This is a genomic window from Sphingomonas sp. S2M10 (assembly GCF_012650175.1).
Lineage (GTDB): Bacteria > Pseudomonadota > Alphaproteobacteria > Sphingomonadales > Sphingomonadaceae > Sphingomonas.
Window position 1 is genome coordinate 1 of record NZ_JAAILI010000005.1, and the last position, 17,176, is coordinate 17,176.

Annotated in this window: 19 protein-coding genes and 1 pseudogene; 8 read left to right on the top strand and 12 right to left on the bottom strand. The window is 66.7% G+C overall.

Features of this window, described 5'->3' with window-relative positions; translation table 11 throughout:
• Window positions 1-107: pseudogene (locus S2M10_RS22500) on the bottom strand (3-oxoacyl-ACP reductase); the annotation flags it as partial.
• 229 nt (window positions 108-336) lie between these two features.
• Here S2M10_RS22500 and S2M10_RS00410 point away from each other — a divergent pair.
• Window positions 337-1,227 carry an SDR family NAD(P)-dependent oxidoreductase gene (locus S2M10_RS00410; RefSeq protein ID WP_168844341.1) on the top strand — a complete coding sequence of 297 codons (891 nt, stop codon included), beginning with the start codon at window positions 337-339 and terminating at the stop codon, window positions 1,225-1,227.
• A gap of 71 nt (window positions 1,228-1,298) precedes the next feature.
• Window positions 1,299-2,411, top strand: coding sequence for a hypothetical protein (locus tag S2M10_RS00415; protein WP_168844342.1), 1,113 nt, complete (start codon window positions 1,299-1,301; stop codon window positions 2,409-2,411).
• Between the two features lie 45 nt (window positions 2,412-2,456).
• On the opposite strand, the gene S2M10_RS00420 is transcribed toward S2M10_RS00415, so the two are convergent.
• Together S2M10_RS00420 and epsC are read right to left on the bottom strand one after the other, a co-directional pair.
• On the bottom strand, window positions 2,457-2,795 hold the full coding sequence (locus S2M10_RS00420) for a DUF2794 domain-containing protein (RefSeq protein ID WP_168844343.1): 339 nt from the start codon (window positions 2,793-2,795) through the stop codon (window positions 2,457-2,459).
• Window positions 2,795-3,484, bottom strand: a complete 690-nt coding sequence (gene epsC / locus S2M10_RS00425; protein WP_168844344.1) for a serine O-acetyltransferase EpsC — start codon at window positions 3,482-3,484, stop codon at window positions 2,795-2,797. The genes S2M10_RS00420 and epsC overlap by 1 nt, the downstream gene beginning before the upstream one ends.
• Before the next feature lie 156 nt (window positions 3,485-3,640).
• On the opposite strand from epsC, the gene S2M10_RS00430 reads away from it, so the two are divergent.
• From S2M10_RS00430 to S2M10_RS00450, 5 genes are all read left to right on the top strand, one after another.
• Window positions 3,641-4,414: a sulfite exporter TauE/SafE family protein gene (locus tag S2M10_RS00430; protein ID WP_168844345.1), complete on the top strand. Its 774-nt coding sequence runs from the start codon at window positions 3,641-3,643 to the stop codon at window positions 4,412-4,414.
• An 87-nt stretch (window positions 4,415-4,501) separates the two neighbouring features.
• Complete coding sequence (locus tag S2M10_RS00435) at window positions 4,502-5,737, top strand: acyltransferase family protein (RefSeq protein ID WP_168844346.1); 1,236 nt, start codon at window positions 4,502-4,504, stop codon at window positions 5,735-5,737.
• A gap of 202 nt (window positions 5,738-5,939) precedes the next feature.
• Window positions 5,940-6,503, top strand: coding sequence for an alkyl hydroperoxide reductase subunit C (gene ahpC, locus S2M10_RS00440; protein WP_125976577.1), 564 nt, complete (start codon window positions 5,940-5,942; stop codon window positions 6,501-6,503).
• 137 nt (window positions 6,504-6,640) lie between these two features.
• The gene (gene ahpF / locus S2M10_RS00445; protein ID WP_168844347.1) at window positions 6,641-8,221 is read left to right on the top strand and encodes an alkyl hydroperoxide reductase subunit F; all 1,581 of its coding nucleotides are present in this window, start codon (window positions 6,641-6,643) and stop codon (window positions 8,219-8,221) included.
• A gap of 106 nt (window positions 8,222-8,327) precedes the next feature.
• Window positions 8,328-9,230: a hydrogen peroxide-inducible genes activator gene (locus S2M10_RS00450; RefSeq protein ID WP_348770500.1), complete on the top strand. Its 903-nt coding sequence runs from the start codon at window positions 8,328-8,330 to the stop codon at window positions 9,228-9,230.
• Here the strand turns inward: S2M10_RS00450 and S2M10_RS00455 are convergent.
• The 6 genes from S2M10_RS00455 to S2M10_RS00480 are packed head-to-tail and all read right to left on the bottom strand — an operon-like array spanning window position 9,227 to window position 11,936.
• A complete protein-coding gene (locus S2M10_RS00455; protein WP_168844349.1) occupies window positions 9,227-9,541 on the bottom strand; it encodes a type II toxin-antitoxin system RelE/ParE family toxin in 315 nt (104 codons plus the stop codon). The genes S2M10_RS00450 and S2M10_RS00455 overlap by 4 nt on opposite strands.
• Window positions 9,538-9,801, bottom strand: coding sequence for an addiction module antitoxin (locus S2M10_RS00460; protein WP_247650527.1), 264 nt, complete (start codon window positions 9,799-9,801; stop codon window positions 9,538-9,540). The genes S2M10_RS00455 and S2M10_RS00460 overlap by 4 nt, the downstream gene beginning before the upstream one ends.
• A 33-nt stretch (window positions 9,802-9,834) precedes the next feature.
• Window positions 9,835-10,272: a molybdenum cofactor biosynthesis protein MoaE gene (locus tag S2M10_RS00465; protein ID WP_168844350.1), complete on the bottom strand. Its 438-nt coding sequence runs from the start codon at window positions 10,270-10,272 to the stop codon at window positions 9,835-9,837.
• A complete protein-coding gene (gene moaD, locus S2M10_RS00470; RefSeq protein ID WP_168844351.1) occupies window positions 10,269-10,526 on the bottom strand; it encodes a molybdopterin converting factor subunit 1 in 258 nt (85 codons plus the stop codon). Before moaD ends, S2M10_RS00465 begins: the two co-directional genes overlap by 4 nt.
• The gene (gene pgsA, locus S2M10_RS00475) at window positions 10,526-11,080 is read right to left on the bottom strand and encodes a CDP-diacylglycerol--glycerol-3-phosphate 3-phosphatidyltransferase (protein WP_168844423.1); all 555 of its coding nucleotides are present in this window, start codon (window positions 11,078-11,080) and stop codon (window positions 10,526-10,528) included. Before pgsA ends, moaD begins: the two co-directional genes overlap by 1 nt.
• A 55-nt stretch (window positions 11,081-11,135) precedes the next feature.
• Window positions 11,136-11,936, bottom strand: a complete 801-nt coding sequence (locus S2M10_RS00480; RefSeq protein ID WP_168844352.1) for an APH(3') family aminoglycoside O-phosphotransferase — start codon at window positions 11,934-11,936, stop codon at window positions 11,136-11,138.
• Between the two features lie 109 nt (window positions 11,937-12,045).
• Between S2M10_RS00480 and S2M10_RS00485 the strand changes: the two genes are divergently transcribed.
• Window positions 12,046-13,341 (top strand): MFS transporter, encoded by a 1,296-nt coding sequence (locus S2M10_RS00485; protein ID WP_168844353.1) that lies wholly within the window; start codon window positions 12,046-12,048, stop codon window positions 13,339-13,341.
• Between the two features lie 7 nt (window positions 13,342-13,348).
• Here S2M10_RS00485 and S2M10_RS00490 read toward each other — a convergent pair whose 3' ends face one another.
• The 3 genes from S2M10_RS00490 to S2M10_RS00500 form a co-directional block, all read right to left on the bottom strand.
• Window positions 13,349-13,513: a hypothetical protein gene (locus tag S2M10_RS00490; protein WP_168844354.1), complete on the bottom strand. Its 165-nt coding sequence runs from the start codon at window positions 13,511-13,513 to the stop codon at window positions 13,349-13,351.
• An 86-nt stretch (window positions 13,514-13,599) separates the two neighbouring features.
• Complete coding sequence (locus S2M10_RS00495; protein ID WP_168844355.1) at window positions 13,600-14,610, bottom strand: LacI family DNA-binding transcriptional regulator; 1,011 nt, start codon at window positions 14,608-14,610, stop codon at window positions 13,600-13,602.
• Between the two features lie 133 nt (window positions 14,611-14,743).
• On the bottom strand, window positions 14,744-17,086 hold the full coding sequence (locus S2M10_RS00500; protein WP_168844356.1) for an RNB domain-containing ribonuclease: 2,343 nt from the start codon (window positions 17,084-17,086) through the stop codon (window positions 14,744-14,746).
• Window positions 17,087-17,176 lie beyond the last annotated feature (90 nt).

Consider the following 17,176-nt stretch of genomic DNA (forward strand, 5'->3'; position numbering starts at 1 on the left):
GCCTCGCCCCCCAACGCGTGGATTTCGGCGACCACCGCACGGGCGGCATCGGAATGCCCGGCGCCGTCGCGCGCTGCGCCCAGATCGTTCACCACGACGCGCGCACCGCCGCCCCCGGCCGCGGCCCCCGCACCGGCCATGGCTGCAGCGCCCCCGCCGCCGTCCGATCCGGCGAGCTATCCGCGCTGCTCGCGCACGGTAAAGGACCATTGCCGCCAGCCCGGCGGCAAGTAAGCCCTGACCCCCCTCCCCTCCCGCTTGGGAGGGGAGCGTGGTTGGCGTCTTGACCAACCTGCCCTAGGCTCTCCGCAGAACATTGGACGGAGAGCATTGCCCATGACCATCCGCTTCGACGATCGCGTCGCCATCGTTACCGGTGCCGGCGGCGGAATCGGCCGCGCCTATGCGCTGGAGCTCGCCAGGCGCGGTGCGCGCGTCGTGGTGAACGATCTGGGCGCAGCGCGCGACGGCGCCGGGCATTCCGATGCCGCCCGTGCGGTGGTCGCCGAAATCCACGCGTTGGGGGGCGAGGCCATCGCCGATGGCGGCAGCGTCACCGATGCCGCGGCGATGACGGCGATGGCCGAGACCGCCAAGGCGCGCTGGGGCCGGATCGACATCCTGATCAACAATGCCGGGGTGCTCCGCGACCGGAGCTTCGCCAAGATGACGCCCGAGGATTTCGCCTTCGTCGTCGACGTCCATCTGATCGGGTCTGCCAATGCCACCAAGGCGGTGTGGGAGACGATGCGCGAACAGGGCTATGGCCGCATCCTGATGACCGCCTCCTCCACCGGCCTGTTCGGCAATTTCGGCCAGGCGAATTATGGCGCGGCCAAGCTCGGCCTCGCCGGGCTCGCCAAGACGCTGCACCTCGAAGGCGCCAAGCATGGCATCCGCGTCAACACCATCGCGCCGGTCGCGGGCACCCGCATGACCGAGGACATCTTTCCCGAAGCCGCCTTTGCGGCTTTCGCGCCGGAACAGGTCGCGCCGGCCGCGCTGTTCCTGGTCTCCGAGGATGCGCCCAGCAACATGATCGTCGGCGCGGGCGCGGGCGTGGTGCAGGCGGCCTATGTCACCCTCACCCAGGGCGCGGTGCTGGCCGAACCCACGCCCGAGGCGGTGGCGGCGCAATGGGCGCAGATCACCGATCGCACGGGCGAGGTCGTCCCCGGATCGGGTGCCGAGCAGACCATGGCGATACTGAGTAAATTGCAGCGCTGAGCGTCTGCGTCGTACCGTATTGCATCACCAATACACCTGTGGCATTCTCGATGCTTCGAAGGAGAAGGCCGATGTATAGCGAAAGCGAACTGGCAAGTGCCGTAGAAGCGGGGGCGCTCACGCCCGAAGCTGCCACGGCGTTCCGCAATCATGTCGCCGCGAGCCGGGCCACCCCGGCGGTGGACGAGGAGCATTTCCGGCTGCTGAGCGGCTTCAACGACATTTTCGTAACCATCGCGGCGGCACTGATCCTGCTGGCCATTGGCAAGCTGGGAGGGAGCCTGATACATACGCTGGTGGGCGGCGGCACGGAGCCGCAGGTGATCGGCGCCAATTTGATTGGCGGCGGGGCGGCGGTGGCCGCGACCAGCTGGATGCTGGCCGAATATTTCACGGCGCGGCGCCGGCTTGCCCTTCCCTCGATCCTGCTGCTTCTCGGCTTTGTCGGCGGTGCGGGCGCGACGATCGCGGGGCTGTTCGTGATCAACATCCCCTGGATCGAAACCGCCTTCCAGATCACCACCGAAGGGCAGCAGGAACGGCTGGCCGGCGTGATCGCCGCCGTCGCCGGGACGCTTACCGCCGCCGCCGCCTGGGTGCACTGGCGCCGCTTCATGGTGCCGATCACGGTGGCAGCGGGCGCGCTCGCTGTCGTCGGGGTCTCGGTGGGCCTGATCACCTCGCTGATCCCCGCCGCCAAGGACTGGGTCAACGCGATCCTGCTGGTCGGCGGCATCGGCACCTTCATCGCGGCGATGCGCTGGGACATGACCGACCTCGAACGCCGCACCCGCCGTGCGGACGTGGCCTTCTGGCTGCACCTGGCCGCGGCGCCGTTGATCGCGCACCCGGTATTCCACATGCTCGGCGTGTTCGACGGTCAGATCGGCGCGCCGATGGCGGCGCTCGTCTTCGCGCTCTACCTGTTCTTCGCCTTTGTCGCGCTGGCGGTGGACCGGCGGGCGCTGCTCGTCTCCAGCCTCGCCTATGTGTTGTGGGCGATGTATTCGCTGTTCAACCAGAGCGGCGCGGTGGAACTCAGCGCCGCGCTTACCGGGCTGGTGATCGGCTCGGCGCTGCTGTCGCTCTCCGCCTTCTGGCACCCGATGCGCCGCGCCGCGGTGGGCGTGCTCGGCGATCTGGCCCGGCGCCTGCCGCCGACCCAGCAGGGCGCGCCCGCCTGATCGAACCGCCTATGCTCCCCCCACCCCGGGGGAGCAGGGCGCGTCCTATTCTTCCACCAGCTTCATCAGTCGGCGCTCGACCGGCGCCAGCACCGGGCCAAGTTCATGCCCGCGCTTCAGCACCGCCCCGCTTTCGTTGACCAGCGCCCACATGCCCTGGCGATTGCGCAAGGACGGCCGCTTCTCGATACGAAATTCGGGTCGCTCGGCCGCCCGACGGAAGGCGGCGAAGACGGCGAAGTCCTTCTCGAACTGCATCGCATAATCGCGCCAGTGCCCGGCCGCGACCATCCGGCCATAAAGATCCAGGATCCGGTTGAGCTCCAGGCGGTCGAAGCCGACCTGTTCGGGGCGGGCGAGAGGAAGCGGGGTGACCGTTCCCATCAGGCCCGGTCGCGCCGTTCGGCATCGGCCTCGCGCTCGGCGATCATCGCGTCCAGCCGCTTGCGCAGCGTTTCGATCTCGCAGCGCATCAGTTCAAGCTTCTGCGTCGACGGATCGAACACGTCGCTGCACGGCGTGCCATAGGGGACGAAGTCCTTCTGCCAGGCGACCGCCTCGACCAGCGTCGGCTTGGCGGGGATCCCGACCATCACCGCGCCGGGAACCACATCCTTGGTGACGACGGCATTGGCCCCGATGCGCGCGCGCTCGCCCACCGTGATCGGGCCCAGCACCTGCGCGCCCGAGCCGATGATCACCCCGTCGAGCAGCGTCGGGTGGCGCTTGCCGCCCACGCCGTTGTCCGGACTGGTCCCCCCCAGCGTCACGCACTGGTAAATGGTGACGTTGTCGCCGATCGTCGCGGTTTCGCCGATCACCACGAAGCCATGATCGATGAAGAAGTTGTGGCCGATCGTGGCGCCCGGATGAATGTCGATCGCGGTCATCCAGCGCGACCAATGGTTCACCAGCCTGGCGAGGAAGAAGAAGCGGCGACGGAACAGCGCGTGCGCGATGCGATGATAGCCAAGTGCCCAGACACCTGGATAGAGCAGGATTTCCAGCCGGCTGCGTGGCGCGGGATCGCGCGCATGGATGGAATCAAGATAGCGCTTCAGACGCTGGTACATGGCCGGACCCCTTTGCAGCACGCAAAATAGGGGAGCATCTCCGCAATTTCCAGCGTCGCCCCGTGCCATGCCGGTGCGGCGCATACACTATCGGGCTTGTAGGATTTGGCGGAACCCGCCATCTCGGGGGGCCGACCCATCGCAGCAGGGGCATGGATGTTCGCTGGAATTACGCTCGCCGAGATGTTGCCCTATGTCGCCGTCGGTTTCGCCGCCCAGTTGGTGGACGGCGCGCTGGGCATGGCGTTCGGCGTGATTTCGAGTACGCTGCTGGTCAGCGTCCTCGGCATCGCGCCCGCCACCGCCTCTGCAGGCGTGCATCTGGTGGAGACCATGACGACCGGGGTTTCGGGGATCAGCCATGTCCTGCACCGCAACGTCAACTGGCGCCTGTTTGCCCGGCTGCTGATCCCGGGCATGATCGGCGGAGCGCTGGGTGCCTATGTGCTGACCTCGCTCGACGCATCGGTAACGCGGCCGTTCGTGATGGCCTATCTGTCCGCGATCGGCCTGTATCTGCTGTTCCGCGCGATCCGCTTCGCACCGCAGCACCGCGAACCGAGGATCGTCGAGCCGCTGGGGCTGGCGGGCGGCTTTCTCGATGCCGCAGGCGGCGGCGGCTGGGGGCCGGTGGTGACCAGCAACCTGCTCGTCCAGGGCGCGCAACCGCGCACCACGATCGGCACGGTCAACACTACCGAGTTTTTCCTGACGCTGACCATCTCCGCCACCTTCCTGTTCCACATCGGCGCGCAGGGCTTCACGCCTGCCTTCTGGCATCCGGTGCTTGGTTTGCTGATCGGCGGCGTGGTCGCCGCGCCCTTCGGTGCGATGTTCGCCAGGCGGATGCCGACGCGGCTGTTGCTGAGCCTGGTGGGCACGGTGCTGACCGCGACCAGCGCGTTCAGCCTGTATCGGGCGCTCGCCTGAGAGCATCGCTTCAGCGCAACGCGTGCAACGAAAGTGGGTGCATGGTAGTGCGCGAAGCCACCCCGCCGTGACAAGAGGTTAACCTACGTGCGTATACCGGTCGACGCCCTCACGCTGAGCTTCCTCTTCTTCTACGTCGCATCTCTTGTCGCCGCGGTGCTGGTGGGCGGCACGCTGCGGCGCAGCGGCTTCCCGGTACCCAAGGGTCCGCGTTTCGGCCATATCGATGGCCTGCGCGGCTTCCTCGCGCTGTCAGTGCTCAGCCATCACTTCTGGATCTGGACGCACGTCGTGATGTTCGGCCGACCTTGGTCGGAGGCCGACCTGCCCTTCGTCAACCAGCTCGGCGCTGGCGCAGTGGCGCTGTTCTTCATGATCACCGGACTGGTCTTCTACCCCACCGCGCTCAAGGGGATCGGCAACATTTTCTGGCCAAAGGTCTATATCAGCCGCTTCTTCCGCATTGTGCCGCTGGTGGCGGTATCGTTCCTGCTGATCTCGCTGGTCATCATGCTCCGCACCGGCGCTCGGCCGGACGCCCGCTACGCCCTGGCGGCGCTGGAATGGATCAGCGCGCACCGCGAAGTGCCGATCATGGGCTATGCCGACAGCGGACTGGTCAACGCGCTTGTGCTTTGGTCGCTGTGGCAGGAATGGCTATTCTATCTGCTTCTTCTCCCGGGCGTTGCGCTGGGCCTGCAAGTCGCCAAGAGGATCCAGCTGCCGAGCTGGACGGTCCCTCTTCTGGTCCTTGCGACGGGATCCATCGCCCGTCTGTTGGGACTCGGCGGCAACCTCCTCGCCTTCTGGCCGCTCTTCGCTGCGGGCATGCTCACCTATGAACTCTGCGCGCGCGAAGCGATCCGGTGTTGGCTGGCGTCGCGTACCGCTGCGATCCTCGCCGCGCTCGGCATGATCGCTGCGGTCACGCTGTACAGTCACGCACTTAGTCCCGCCTTCGTGCCCTTTGCCTTCTTCTTTTCCTGCGTCGCGGCCGGGAACCGGTTCGGCGGCATCTTTTCGCTGCCGGGTGCTGCGGTCGTCGGCGAGATTTCCTTCGGCATCTATCTGCTGCACGGCATTCTGCTCAACCTGCTGTTCGTAGACGCCGCGGCGATCGTTCGGGGCATTCCGCTCGCGGCGCTGCCGCTGCTCATCCCCATATTGGCGGTGCTGATCGTGCTGGTCACCGCGGCAACCTATTTGCTGATCGAGCGGCCGGCATGGCGCTTCGGCAAGCGGCTGGGCGAGCGGCTTCGCCCCAATCAACCCGCGGCCAAGGCAGCGGCGGCGGAACCAGCGCGCGCACCAAAGCGAGGCTGATCGCCGTCGGATCATCCCGGCAGCTCCGCAGCCTGTCAAAACCATGGGCCTCCGCTTCAAAAACGCGCAGATGAGCGATTAAAACTCGGCCACTGAGTGACCCACTCGATCAACGCGAGCGGGTCTTCCAATTTCACACCGCAGGTGCGTCCTCCTATATGCTGCTTTGCAACAGCAACCCCGTTCTGGAGGAACAAGACTCATGGCTCTCATCGGCAGCACCATCAAGCCGTTCACCGCGCAGGCCTACAAGGAAGGCAAGTTCGTCGAAGTCACCGACGCCGACGTGAAGGGCAAGTGGGCGGTCTTCTTCTTCTACCCGGCGGACTTCACCTTCGTGTGCCCGACCGAACTGGAAGACCTGGCCGATATCTACCCGACCCTGCAGGGCATGGGCGTTGAAGTCTACTCGGTCTCGACCGACACCCACTTCAGCCACAAGGCGTGGCACGACACTTCGCCCGCGATCGGCAAGATCAACTACTATATGCTCGGCGACCAGAACCACACCATTTCGAACAACTTCGACGTTCTGCGTGCGGGCCAGGGCCTTGCCGACCGCGGCACCTTCGTGGTGGATCCGGACGGCGTGATCCAGATCATGGAGATCACTTCGGAAGGCGTCGGCCGTAACGCCACCGAGCTGCTCCGCAAGATCAAGGCTGCGCAGTACATCGCCGCGCATCCGGGCGAAGTCTGCCCCGCCAAGTGGGAAGAAGGCGCCGAGACCCTCGCGCCGTCGCTCGATCTGGTCGGCAAGATCTAAAGGCCATCTTCCCGGCTTCGGGAAGAGGTTTAGGACTACGGCGCCTGCCCTGCCCCCCTTGCGGGCGTCGGTTGCGACCCGGAGCGGATCCCCCCTCCGCTCCGGGTCGTTTTAGTAGAAGATACAGGAGTTTTCCCATGCTCGACGCCAATCTGACGCAGCAGCTCAAGGGCTATCTCGTGAACATCCGCGAGCCGATCGAGCTCGTCGCCAGCCTCGGCGACGACGCCAAGTCGCGCGAGCTGGGCGAGCTGCTGGCGGCCATCGCCGCGCTTTCGGACAAGATCGACCTTGTCCATACAGATGACAAGCGCAAGCCCAGCTTCATGATCCGCCGCAAGGGCACCGATATCGGCGTGCGCTTTGCCGGCATCCCGATGGGGCACGAGTTCACGTCGCTGGTGCTCGCGCTGCTCCAGGTCGGCGGCCACCCCAGCAAGGCGGCGCAGGAACTGATCGAGCAGGTGCGTAACATCGAGGGCGATTTCACCTTCGAGACCTATTTCTCGTTGTCGTGCCAGAACTGCCCGGATGTGGTGCAGGCGCTGAACCTGATGGCGGTGCTCAACCCCAATATCCGCCACACGGCGATCGACGGCGCGCTGTTCAAGGACGAGGTCGAAGGCCGCAAGATCATGGCCGTGCCGACCGTGTATCTGAACGGTGAGCCCTTCGCCTCGGGCCGGATGGACCTGGAGCAGATCGTCGCCAAGATCGATACCGGCGCCGAGGCGCGCGCGGCCGAGAAGATCAAGCAGAAGGATCCGTTCGAGGTGCTTATCATCGGCGGTGGTCCCGCAGGGGCGGCGGCGGCGATCTACACCGCGCGCAAGGGCATCCGCGTCGGCGTCGCTGCCGAGCGCTTCGGCGGCCAGGTGCTCGACACCATGGGCATCGAGAATTTCATCTCGGTCTCGCACACCGAGGGGCCGAAGCTGGTCGCCCAACTCGAGCAGCATGTGAAGGACTATGACGTCGACGTCATGAACCTGCAGCGCGCCGAGAAGCTGATCCCGGCCAAGCGCGAAGGCGGCCTGCACGAGATCGTGCTGGCCAATGGCGCGAGCCTGAAGGCGAAGGCGATCATCCTCTCCACCGGCGCACGCTGGCGGCAGATGAACGTGCCCGGCGAGGACGAGTACAAGAACAAGGGTGTAGCCTATTGCCCGCACTGCGACGGCCCGCTGTTCAAGGGCAAGCGCGTCGCGGTGATCGGCGGCGGCAATTCGGGCGTCGAGGCCGCGATCGACCTGGCGGGCATCGTCGCGCACGTGACGCTGATCGAGTATGACAGCCAGCTTCGTGCCGATGCGGTGCTGCAGCGCAAGCTCGCCAGCCTGCCCAACGTCAAGATCCTCACCTCGGCGATGACCACGCGGGTCAACGGCGATGGCGAGAAGGTCTCCGGCCTGACGTACAAGGACCGCAACAGCGGCGCCGAGCATGACATCGCGCTGGAAGGCATCTTCGTCCAGATCGGCCTGGTGCCCAACACCGAGTGGCTGAAGGACGCGGTGGCGCTAACCCAGCGCGGCGAGATCGAGATCGACGCGCGTGGCGAGACCAGCCAGCCCGGCATCTTCGCGGCGGGCGACTGCACCACCGTGCCGTACAAGCAGATCGTGATCGCGATGGGCGCGGGTTCGACCGCGGCGCTCTCGGCGTTCGACTATATGATCCGCCTGCCGGAAGAAGAACTCCAGGCTGTTGCCGCCTGAGCCCCTGCGCTCCCCCGATTGTCCCTGCGATCGGGGGAGCGCCTATTCGCTTCCCATGTTCGATACAGCCACTATATACCCGCTCGACAATCGAGAGAGGCGATCAGTGGCGCAAACCTACCTCCCTACCCTCAAGCAGCTGCAATATCTGGTGGCGCTCAACGATGCGGGTCACTTCGGCCGCGCGGCGGAGGCGTGCTTCGTCACCCAGTCGACCCTGTCCGCCGGCATTCGCGAGCTGGAGACGCTGATTGGCGTCGTGCTGGTCGAGCGCACGCGCCGGGTGGTGCGCTTCACGCCGCTGGGCGAGCGGATCGTGGAGAAGGCCCGCCGCGTGCTGCGCGAGGCCGACGAACTGGGTGACCTCGCCCGCGCCGCCGGTCGGCCGCTTTCGGGCGAGATGCGGATGAGCGTAATACCCACCATCGCGCCCTTCCTGCTGCCGCGCATCCTGCCGCGGCTCCGCGAGCAATATCCCGACCTCAAGCTCTATCTGCGCGAAGAGACCAGCGGCCAAGCCTGCGAGGCGCTGAGCCATGGCCGCACCGATTGCGTGCTGCTGGCCCTGCCTTTCTCGTGCGGCGACGTGGAAAGTGCGCGGCTGTTCGACGACCGGCTGTTCGTGGCTTTCCGCGAGGGCGAGATGGACCCGACCGGCGCGATCCATCCCAATGCGATCGACGAGACCCGGCTGCTGATGCTCGAAGACGGCCACTGCCTGAAGGACCATGCGCTCGCCGCCTGCAACCGCCCCGAGATGCGCGCCGAGGCGACGATGCTCGGCACCTCGCTCCATACCATGGTGCAGATGGTCGACAATGGCCTGGGGGTGACGATGCTGCCGGAGATGGCGGTGGATGCGGGCATCCTGGAGCATACGTCGGTCAAGGCGCGGCCGCTGGATTCGGACAATGCCGCACGCAACATCGCGCTGGTCTGGCGCAAGGCTTCCCCGCGGGAACGCGACTTCCGGCTGCTCGCCGACGTGCTGACCGCCGCGCGGACTTAAGGCTCCCAAACGGCGCGGAGGTGTTCGAGCAGGTGCATCCGCTCGTGGAGGATCGCGACGATCCGAAGCTGGTCGTCGCTCGTCACTCGCCAGTAGAGGAAATGGTGCTCACAGCGGCAGAGATAGCCGTCCGCACCAAATTCGGCACCGATCCTGCGCCACACGACCCGCCGAGCGGCGACCGCGTCGAAACAGTCGAAGATTTGGCTATAGTAGCGATCCGCCTGCGCGCGCCCCCATATCGAATGCGTATAAGAGTAGATCTCGGCGACCTGCTCCTTGGCCAAGGGCGACAGGTGGTGGCAACTCATTCGTGCCGCTGCCGCAGCTCTTCGAGGAAGGTGTCGCGATCCACTTCGACATAGTCTTCATCCGGCGTAGCAAAGGCGCGCTGTAGTTCCGCCTTCAGCGTCTCGAAAACCTCGCGCTCGACGCGTTCCTTGTCACGCCGGATGAGATCCCGGACATATTCGCTGACATTCTCGTACAGCCCGTCGTCGCCGACATTGCGCGCGACGAAGTCGCTCAGGGGGCCGGAGACTCGGACGTTGAGGTTCATCGGCTTGGTCATGCGCGTACAGATATCATGGAATATCCTGTACAGCTACGCCCAGCCAGCGGCCGCCTCCGCATCGGTGGCGCGCGGTTCCACCCACCGCGTGCCGCCCGCCAGCCATTCGCGCTTCCAGAAGGGCGCGTCGGTCTTCAGCCGGTCGATCAGATAGGCGCAGGCCTCCAGCGCCTCGCGCCGGTGCGCCGCCGCGGTGCCGACGAAGACGATGCGCTCGCCCGCGGTCATCCGCCCGACGCGGTGGACGATGGTGACGCCGAGCAGGTTCCAGCGGTCGATCGCGCTTTCCGCCAGCGCGCAGAGCGCCGCCTCGGTCATGCCGGGATAATGTTCGAGCTCCAGCGCCTCCACACCGTCATCGGTCCGCACCACGCCGGTGAAGGTGGCCACACCGCCGGCGCCGCGCTCCTCCAGCGCCGCGACTTCGATGCCCAACTCGATCGGTGCGGGATCGACCGAGACGCGGATCATCCGCCCGTCACCGGCGGGAAGATCGCGACCTCGCGCGCATTGCCGAGCAGCGCGTCGAGCGGCACGAAGGTCTGGTCGATCGCCGCGCGCAGTCTGGACGGCTCGGAAAAGGCGGCGGCATGACCGTCGCTGCGCTGCGACAGCCAGTCGATCAGGTCGGCAACGTTGCGTACCGCCTCCGGCGGCTCGACCTGTTCCTCGCCGGCCCCCACCGCCTCGCGCACCCAGGCGAAATAGAGCATCGAAATGGCCATCAGCTGTCCATGTGGCTCAGGCCGACGCGGAGATAGTCCCAGCCGGTGATCGCGGTCAGTAGCGCGGCGCCCCACAGCGTCGTCAGCCCGACCAGCAGCACCCAGCCCCATTCGGGCACCGCGCCGGAGAGGATCAGCGCGCCCAGCGACACCAGTTGCAGCGTCGTCTTCCACTTGGCCAGGCGAGAAACCGGCACCGAGACCTGGATGCCGCCGAGAAACTCGCGCAGGCCGGACACGGCGATCTCGCGCAGCAGGATCACCAGCGCGGCGATGATGTGCCAATCGGCGATCACGCCCTTGCCGACCAGGATCAGGATCACGGCTGCCACCATGATCTTGTCGGCGATCGGATCGAGGAACACGCCGAGCTTCGACACCGTGCCCTGCGCGCGCGCCAGATAGCCGTCGAAATAATCGGTGATGCCCATCAGGCAGTAGAGCGCGAAGGCGACCGCATATCCGACCGCCCAGGCCGGCCACCACAGAAACCCCACCAGCAGCGGCACCGCAAAGATGCGCGACAAGGTTAGAATGTTCGGCAACGTCAACATCGGCACAGCCCTAGCACCGCCGCCCGCGAAGCGGGAGGGCCAAAGCCCCGCGGCATCAGAAGAATTCGTCGAGCCGCAGGTGAAAGTCCAACCGCGCGGGATCGGGCATGACACCATAGGCCGCCAGCATCGCCGCTGCGGCATCCTCTCCGAATTCCGAGAGGCTGTGCCAGAGGATGGCGAGATCCTGCCACGGATCGGCGATGCCCACGCGCCCCAGATCGATGCAGCCGGTCACCTCGCCGTCGACGACGAACAGATTGTCGAGCGAGAAATCGCCATGCGTCACCACGCGCTCGAACCGGTCAGGGAGCGCGCCCAGCATTTCGTCCCACAGCGCGCGGGCCGACATGCCCTGACGGGACTCGTCGAAATCGTCCTCGTCGACGAGCCCCGCCGCCATCCGCGCCTCCGCCGATGCGAGCCGCAGCGCATGATCGGCGTTGAACGGGCAGCGCTCGACCGGCACGGCGTGCAACCGGCGCAGGAAACGCGCCAGCGACACCGCCAGCGCCGGCGCGGCGGCGGGGTTCGCTTGCAGCGCCTGATAGGCGGTCTGCCCCGCCAGGCGCCCGGTGAGCATCCAGCCGCCCCCGCTCTCCAGCCCGAAGCCGTGCAGCGGCGGCACCGGCAGATAGGACGACAACCAGCGCAGCCGCACCATCTCGTCGACCAGATCCCCCAGCGTGTCGGCATCCGCCATCTTCAGGTAGAGGTCGTTCTTGCCGTGCTCCGCCAGCCGATAGACCGCGCAGCCGGATTCCCCGACCTGGTCGCGGAACCACGACCTTCCGGTGACCGCCCCCGCCAGCCCTGCCGGCACCGCAACCGCCGCTGCCGCCACTTCCCGTTCCATGTTCCCCACCCGTTCCCGTCCTTCCCGATTAATCGATTGAAGCCGCGCGCGCCCCCCGGTATGCCGCCCCTTCACGATGCGGAACACCGCGGCAGGGAGCTTTTATCGAATGATCGGTGCGCTCGGGCTCATGAAGGAGCGCCGGTTCCTGCCCCTTTTCATCACGCAGTTCCTGGGAGCGTTCAACGACAACCTCTTCAAGAACGCGATGATCTTTTTCGCGACCTACCAGATCTTCAACTCGGTGGAGCAGGAGACGCAGTTCAGCGCGATCGCCACGGGTATCTTCATCCTGCCCTTCTTCCTCTTCTCCGCGCTGGCCGGGCAGCTCGCCGATACGCATGACAAGGCGAAGATCATGCGGATCATCAAGGCCGCCGAAGTCGTCATCATGCTGGTCGGCGCCGCGGGCATCTTCGTCAAGAGCCTGCCGCTGATGCTGGTCGCGCTGGTCGGCATGGGCATCCACTCGACCTTTTTCGGCCCGATCAAATATGCGGTGCTGCCGCAGCATCTGGCGGACGACGATGTGCTGGGCGGCACCGGCATGATCGAGGCGGGCACCTATGTGGCGATCCTCTGCGGCACGATCGCCGGCGGGCTGATCAGCGCCCATGCCGCCGCCTTCGCGGTGATCGGCGTGGCGCTGGCCGGCTGGCTGGCGTCGCTGAAGATTCCGCCCGCGCCGCCGCTGACCCATCTCGAGATCGACCTCAACATCTTCCGCGCCTCGGCACGGCTGATCTCCGCCACCATGCACATCCGCCGGCTGTTCCTGGCGATCGTCTCGATCAGCGTGTTCTGGTCGATCGCGGCGGTGCTGGGCGTGCTGTTCCCGCCGCTCGTCAAGAACGTCTTCCATGCCCAGAAGGACGTGGCGAGCGTGTTCCTCGGCATCTTCTCGATCGGCATCGCAATCGGATCGGTGATCATCAACAAGCTGCTGAAGGGCAATGTCTCGGCGCGCTACTGCGTGCCCTCGGTGCTGGCGATGACCGTGTTCGTGATCGATTTCCACTTCACCGCGCGCTACTGGCCGGTGCACGAAGGGCCGCTGCTCAAGACGATGGACTTCGTCCGGATGCCCGCCGCCTGGCATGCGCTGGGCGACCTGATCATGATCGCCACCACCGGCGGCATGTTCGTGGTGCCGCTCTACGCCTTCCTGACGACCACCGTCGAAAAGTCGCAGACCGCGCGGACCGTGGCGGCGAACAACGTCGTCAATTCGGGCGCGATGGTGCTGGGGTCGGTGGGCATTTTCGGTTTCACCCGCATCCCGGGCGTCAATGTCGAGGATGCTCTGTGGGTGGTGGCGGTGCTGGCGCTCGCCTCGGCCTGGTGCGCGCGCAAGCTGCACAAGGAAGGCGACGTGCCCCGCCGTGGGGAAGCGCCCGAGGCCTGAGCCCGGATTAGAGCAGGAACGTGTAGAAGCAGACGAAAAAGGCAGTGAAGCTCAGCGCGAAGAGCTTCACATCGCCATCCTCGCTCGCCTTGCGCTGGGTAGCGATCACCCGCCGCACATGGCGGCGAAACGGATGGCGGCGGGTGCCGCGAAGGGCGAACGGCTGCTGCATGACGGCAGGTTAACGCGCCGTTTACGATCTCGGCCAGCGCCAAGCATGGTTAACGCCGTCCCGGCGCGGGATAGCGGCGTGGCCGATCAGGCTTTCGGCGCCGATCCCGTGGTGGCGCGGACTTTCAGTTCGTGCTCCAGCATCACCTGCGGCGTGACGGCGTTGCCCGCCAGCATCAGGTCCGCCGCGGCATAGGCAAGCTCGCGCACCGGCTGGCGGATCGTGGTGAGCGGCGGCCACACCGCGCGGGCGAGATCGGAATCGTCGAAGCCCGCGATCGACAGCGCATCCGGCACGGCGATGTCCGCCTCATGCGCCGCCGCCAGCGCGCCTGCCGCCATGTCGTCATTGCCGGCGAAGATCGCGGTCGGCCGCGGTTCGCGCGCGAACAGCACCCGCGCCGCTGCGCCGCCCGACTGGAAGCTGTAGTCGCCCGCGATGACGAGCGCCGGATCGAAGGGGATGCCGTGCGCTTCCAGCTCCTGCCGATAACCGGCGAGACGATCGGCGGACGAGACGTGGCTTTCGGGTCCGCGCAGGAAGGCGATGGCACGATGACCCAGATCGATGAGGTGCCGGGTAATCTCCCGCGCCGCCGCCACGTCGTTCATCGTCGTGGCGAGGCCATGGTCCTTACGAAGACCCGGCGCGATGCGGACATAGGGCAGCTTGCGCTTGTCGAGCGCCTCGAGCAGCTCGGGCATCTCGGTGAGCGGGGGCGAGAGGATCAGGCCGTCCAGATGCGCCTCGTCGACCAGCGCCAGCACGTCCGGCACCAGATCGCGCGATGCGCTTTCCAGCGGCTGCATCAGCAGGCGGTAGCCCAGTTCGTGGCAGCGCTCCAGCGCGCCCGCCTGGATGTGGAAAACATAATAGGGGCTGGGATTGTCGTAGAGCAGTGCCACCTGGAACGATCGCCGCCCCGCCAGCGTCCGCGCGGCATGGCTCGGACGGAAGTTGAGCTGCGCCACCACCTCCTCGACCCGCCGCCGCGTCTCCTCGCTGACATGCTTTTCGTTGTTGAGCACGCGAGACACGGTCTTGAACGACACGCCGGCGATCTTCGAAACTTCCTTGATCGTCGGGCGGCTGGACATTCTCACTCCTTCGCGAACGCGCTTCATCACGGCATTGCAACATGCTCTCTGTGCCAGCTTGTAGCGCGCCCGTTCCGGCTTTGCACTGATTTTGGACAGCGCTGCCAGGCGGCCGGCCCGGCAGCGCCCCGCCTCAGCGCTTGCGACCCTGGTGGCGGATGTTGCCGGGGCGGCCGCGCCGGTGGATCACCCGCTTGGGCGCGCCCTTGCCCGGCCGGCCGGTGCGCTGCGGTCCGCCCGCCGACCCCTTGCCGTCGGGCAGCTCGAAGCGCAGCGCGCCGGAGACCGGATTGGCCTCGACCAGCCGCAACTCGATCCGCTGGCCGAGGGTGAATTCCTCGCCGCTATGCTCGCCGACCAGGCGCTTGCCGGCTTCGTCGAAGTGGAAATATTCGGCGCCCAGGTCACGGGCCGCGACCAGGCCGTCACCACCCACGCCCTCGACCGTCGCGAAGAAGCCGAAATTCTGCACGCCGGTGATCCGCGCCTCCATCACCTCGCCGACATGCGCGGCGAGATAGGCGGCGACATAACGGTCGATCGTCTCGCGCTCGGCCTCCATCGCGCGGCGTTCGAGCTGGCTGATCGACTGGCCGATCCGGTCCATGCTGCCGGCTTCCTCGGCGGTCAGCCCGCCCGGCCCCAGCCGATAGGCATCGACCAGCGCGCGGTGGACGAGCAGATCGGCATAGCGGCGGATCGGCGACGTGAAGTGGGCATAGGAGCCGAGCGCCAGGCCGAAATGGCCGACATTCTCCGGCCCGTAATAGGCCTGGGTCTGGGTGCGCAGCACCTGCTCCATCACCTGGGGGCGGAATTCCTCCTCACCGACGCGATCAAGGATGCGGTTGAAGGTGGCCGGGCGGATCACCTGGCCTAGCGCGAACTCCACGTCGAAGGTCTTGAGATATTCCTTGAGCGCGGTCAGCTTCTCGCGCGCCGGCGGCTCATGGATACGGTACATCACCGGCGTCTTCTTCGCCTCCAGCGCCTTGGCGGCGGCGACGTTGGCGGCGATCATGTAATCCTCGATCAGCTTGTGCGCATCGAGCCGCTCGCGCGGCGCGACCGAGAGGATGCGGCCCTTCTCGTCGAGCACGATGCGGCGCTCGGGCAGATCGAGGTCGAGCGGCTCGCGCTTCTCGCGCGCGGCGTTGAGCGCGTGCCAGCAGTCCCACAGGGGGCGGAGGGCATCCAATAGCCCCTCCCCTTCAGGGGAGGGGTTGGGGGTGGGGCCTGAACTGGGAGCGAGTCCTTCGCTGGAAGTGGAGTCCCCCACCCCAACCCCTCCCCTGAAGGGGAGGGGCTTATCGAGAGTGCCATCAATAATCGCCTGCGCATCTTCATAGGCGATGTTGGCCGCCAGCCGCACGACCGCCCGCGTGAAGCGCCAGCTCTTGAGCGCTCCGCTCTTGGTCACCTGCAGATGGCAGGCAAGCGCAGCGCGATCGACGTCTTCCTTGAGCGAGCAGACGTCCGCCGACAGTATCTCGGGCAGCATCGGCACGACGCGATCGGGGAAATAGACCGAATTGCCCCGCTTGCGCGCCTCGCGGTCCAGCTCCGAACCGGGGCGGACGTAGAAGGACACGTCGGCGATCGCGACGATCGCCTTCCAGCCGCCCTCGTTGGCGGGGTCGTCGTCGGGGGTCGCCCAGACGGCATCGTCATGGTCGCGCGCGTCTGCGGGATCGATCGCGACGATCGGCAGGTGGCGCAGATCCTCGCGCCCCTCCCCCAGCGGCTGCTTCGCGACGCGCTCGGCTTCCTCCAGCAACTCCTCGGAGAAGACGTTGGGGATGCCGTGGCGGTGGATCGCGATCAGCGAAAAGCTGCGCGGCGCGAACGGATCGCCGAGCCGCTCGACCACCCGCGCAGTGATCCGCGGCGGGCGCCCGGCCTTCTCGGCGAGCACCAGGTCGCCCACTTCGGCACCGCCGGCGTCGGAGACGGGCCAGCTGCGCCGTTCCTTCTTCTCGACACCCTGCAGCCAGAGCTTGCCGCCCTCCTCGTGGAGCACGCCCAGCATCAGTTCCTCGCCGCGAGCGAGAGTCTTCATCGGATGCGCGATCCAGCCGTTGCCGGCCTCTTCGGTGCGCGCGAGGATGCGGTCGCCTACCCCCAGCGCCGAGCGCTTGCCGCGCATCTCGCGGACCCGCAGCCGCGGCGCGGGGACATGCTCGGCCTCCCAGCGCTCGGGCACCGCCCAGGTGGTGTCGCCGTCGGCGTCGGTGATCCGCAGCACGGTCACCTTGGGCAGCCCGCCCATCTTGTGAAAGGCGCGGCCGGGGGCGACGTCGATCAGCCCCTCGTCGCTCATGTCCTTCAACAGCGCCTTGAGCAGGATCTTGTCCTGCGCGCTCAGCCCGAACGCCTTGGCGATCTCGCGCTTGCCGGCGGGCGTGTCCGAGGAGGCGATGAAATCGAGAATCTGCTGCCGCGTCGGCAACCCTGCGCTTGTTCTGTTCTTAGCCATTGGCCCGCAACATAGGCGCGATCCGGGCAAACGTCACCTGCGGGCTCCGTAAAAGCGCGGGGCATGCCGGAGTAACCGCCGCGTTGACTA